This window comes from Dietzia sp. (assembly GCF_036741115.1).
GTDB lineage: Bacteria > Actinomycetota > Actinomycetes > Mycobacteriales > Mycobacteriaceae > Dietzia.
On sequence record NZ_DAINST010000143.1, the window covers coordinates 1 to 3,604 of the forward strand.

Here is a 3,604-nt window from a genome sequence, read left to right on the forward strand (position 1 = left end):
GTCGACCTCACCCCGCTCACCGGCCTCGACAAGCGGCAGGGCGCGGCGCTGCTCCGCGAGCTCGGCGCTCCTGCGTCCGCGTGGGAGAAGGTGCCCACCGCTGACCTCGAGGACGACCGCCCCGCCTTGCCGGACGAAGAGGCGCTCGGCGTCCGTTACTCCGCGATAGACGACTACCTCGAGGGCCGGCAGGTCGAGGCGGCCGCCACCGAGCGCATCGAGCACCTCCATCGGGTGTCGAGGCACAAGCGGACGATGCCCGCCGCGCCGCAGGACTCGTGGTGGCGCAAGTAGCGACGCGGGCTGCCCGGCACGCCGGTCGAAAGTGAACGAATCTGAAGAATCCTTCCCGCGCCGGAGTCTGGCTGGTCGGCGCCACGTAGCCCTGGTCGACCCCGACGCCGCCGGGTGTTCCCGGGCCCTGCATGGCAGCAGAGTCTAAGGCTCCTGCCAGGGGCTTCTCGTAGCCTCGGGAATCATGGCCTCAGCTACCGCCGAACCGACCGGAATCTCCCGATGGGTTGTCGACGTGATGGAGACCCTCGGCGCCCCGGGCGCCGGACTCGCGATCGCGCTGGAGAACCTCTTCCCGCCCCTACCCAGCGAGATCATCCTCCCCCTCGCAGGATTCACCGCCAGCCAGGGAGGCTTCTCCCTCGCCTCCGCGATCTTCTGGACCACCCTCGGTTCGGTCGTCGGCGCGTTCGCCCTCTACGCCCTCGGCGCGTGGCTCGGCCGCGACAGGATGCGCGCACTCGTGGACAGGATGCCGCTGATCAAGATCGAGGAGGTCGACAAGGCGGAGAGCTGGTTCGGCAGACACGGATCGAAGGCGGTGTTCTTCGGACGGATGCTGCCGATGTTCCGCAGCTTCATCTCGATCCCCGCAGGCATCGAGCGCATGCCGCTCCTCCGCTTCGGACTGCTCACCACTGCGGGCAGCCTCGTCTGGAATACGGTGTTCGTCTACGCCGGATACGCGCTCGGGGAGAACTGGCACCTCGTGGAGGAATACGCGGCGATCCTGCAGCTCGTCGTCATCGCCGCCACAGCCCTCGCCATCGGCTGGTATCTCGCCTACCGCTTCGGGCTCCTCGCCCATGCCAAGCGGGCACTCGGCACCGGCACGCGGTAGCGCACCTCCCCCACACCCCTTTCATTCGCGACCTCGGCTCGACACTCTTACTCTGATCCCGGCGGCGCGCAATGCACCGTGGAAGAGAACGGGAGGCGCTCGAGTGAGCATTCGGTACGTGGCGATCGGCGACAGCTTTACCGAGGGAGTCGGCGACGAGCGGGAGGACGGCACGCCGCGTGGCTGGGCGGATCGGGTCGCAGAGAAGCTCACTCGCGTCCAGGATGAGCCGGTGCACTACGCGAACCTCGCGATCCGCGGTCGCCTGCTCGGCCCCATCATCGACGAGCAACTCGATGCCGCGCTCTCGCTCGAGCCCACCCCGACCCTCATCAGCTTCAACGGCGGCGGAAACGACATGATGCGGCCGCGGCAGTCGCAGGAGAACCTTGTCGCGCTCATCATGGGCGCAGTCGAGCGCTGCCGCGCCGCCGGCATCGACACGGTGGTGCTCAGCGGCGCCGATCCTTCCGGCGGACTGCCGCTCGGCGGTCTCGTGCGCAAGCGCGCCGGATTGCTCACCGCGGCCATCTCGGGGCTCGTCGAGTCCGCCGGCGCGACCTTCGTCGACGCCTTCAACGACCCCGAGCTCCCGGCCCCCGGGTATTGGTCGGCCGACCGCCTCCACCTCAACTCTGCAGGCCACAAGCGCGTGTCCAATCTCGTGATCCGCGGCCTCGGCTATGAAACCGGAGACCTACCTGCCCCTCCGGCGGCGGCGCGACGCACTCCGCGGGGCGAGGCCCTCTACTACCGCGAGCACGTGCTGCCGTGGATCGGCCGCAGGCTCACCGGCCGTTCCTCCGGCGATGGTCGCGCTGCGAAGTTCGGCGACTGGACGCCGGTGGTGCCGGCCGCGAGCTAGGCAGCACCTCCGTCGTCATAGACGGGTTGGCCCATCACCGCCTACCCGCGCTGCGGCGCGCCCCGACGTGCCCGCTCGCACCAAAAGAAAAGAGCGAGCAAAACGAGCAGAACGCTACTTACGCGCTTAAGCGTGACTGTGATCCGCATTACACCAACACTCGAATTCGAGAACGCCCCCACCGGTATTCACCGTCGACGGGGCAGGCACAGCAACGAATCGAGATGAAAATGCTGGTAGCACTCGGCCTCGCCATGGTGGCCACATTCATGTACCTCATCATCACCAAGCGCGCCACGCCGGTCGTCGCGCTCATCCTCATCCCACTCGCGTTCGGGCTCTTCGCCGGCGCCGGGCTGGACATCAGCGACATGATCACCGACGGGATCAAGGACCTCGCCCCCACCGCGGCGATGCTGTTCTTCGCCATCGTGTTCTTCGGGATCATGATCGACGTCGGGCTCTTCGACCCCATCGTCCGCCTCGTCGTGCGGCTGGTCCGCGAGGACCCCGCGCGGCTCGTGGTCGGCACAGCGATCCTCGCCGCGGTGGTCTCGCTCGACGGAGACGGCTCGACGACCTTCATCATCGTCACCTCGGCCATGCTGCCGCTGTACCTCAAGCTCGGCGTCAGCCCGGTCGTGCTCACCGTGACCGCCGGCCTCGCCAACGCGACGATGAACATCCTTCCCTGGGGCGGCCCGACCGCCCGCGCCGCAGCTGCGCTCAATATCTCGGCCTCCGACGTCTTCGTGCCGATGATTCCCTCGCTCGTCGTCGGCATGCTCGTCGTGCTCGCTTTCTCGTACCATCTCGGGCTCATGGAGCGCCGCCGGATCGGCAAGGTCGAGGTCCGCGAGTCCCTCCTCGCCGGGGCGGGCTCCGGGTCCGGCACGGGCACGACTGGTGGCACGGGTACGCGCTCACGTCGCGGCTCCTCGGGAATGACGACGCTCGCCACGAAGCCCCGGACCTCCACCGGCTCGGGTGGCGGCAGCGACTCCACCGACTCCGCGCTGCCCGCCGGCTCCGGCGACTCCGCCGACCCCGGCAGCAGCGAGCACAACGCCTTCGGTGGCGTCCTCGACCCGAACCGCGACACCCTTCGCCCGAAACTCATGTGGTTCAACGCCGCGCTCACCATCGCGCTGCTCGCGGTACTCGGGCTCGACATCATCGACATCCCCGTGCTGTTCATGATCGCCGCCGCCGTCGCCCTCGTGGTCAACTTCCCGCGCGTCAAGGAGCAGCAGGACGCGATCGTCCGGCACTCCTCCTCGATCGTCTCGGTGGTCGCGATGGTGCTCGCCGCGGCCGTGCTCACCGGAGTGTTCTCCGGGACCGGCATGGTCGACGCGCTCGCGCACTGGCTCACCGGCGGTATCCCCGATTCCTTGGGCCCGTTCCTCGCGATCATCACCGGCGTTCTGTCGATTCCGCTCACGTTCCTCATGAGCAACGACGCCTTCTTCTTCGGCGTGCTCCCCGTGCTCTCGCAGACCGGCTCGCAGTACGGCATCGAACCGGCCGAGATGGCCCGCGCCGCGATCGTCGGCCAGCCCGTCCACATGCAGAGCCCGTTGGTCCCGGCGATCCTCCTGCTC

At 68.3% G+C, this 3,604-nt stretch carries 4 protein-coding genes; all 4 read left to right on the plus strand.

The window, feature by feature from the left end:
* Positions 1 to 294, plus strand: a 294-nt coding sequence (gene nadE / locus V7E05_RS13965; protein ID WP_333620236.1) for an NAD(+) synthase, incomplete at its 5' end; no start/stop codon positions are given.
* Positions 295 to 478: 184 nt separating this feature from the next.
* Complete coding sequence (locus V7E05_RS13970) at positions 479 to 1,135, plus strand: DedA family protein (protein ID WP_333620237.1); 657 nt, start codon at positions 479 to 481, stop codon at positions 1,133 to 1,135.
* Positions 1,136 to 1,238: 103 nt separating this feature from the next.
* On the plus strand, positions 1,239 to 2,000 hold the full coding sequence (locus V7E05_RS13975; protein WP_333620238.1) for an SGNH/GDSL hydrolase family protein: 762 nt from the start codon (positions 1,239 to 1,241) through the stop codon (positions 1,998 to 2,000).
* A 230-nt stretch (positions 2,001 to 2,230) separates the two neighbouring features.
* Positions 2,231 to 3,604 (plus strand): CitMHS family transporter (locus V7E05_RS13980; protein WP_333620239.1); only part of this gene is annotated, 1,374 nt, incomplete at its 3' end.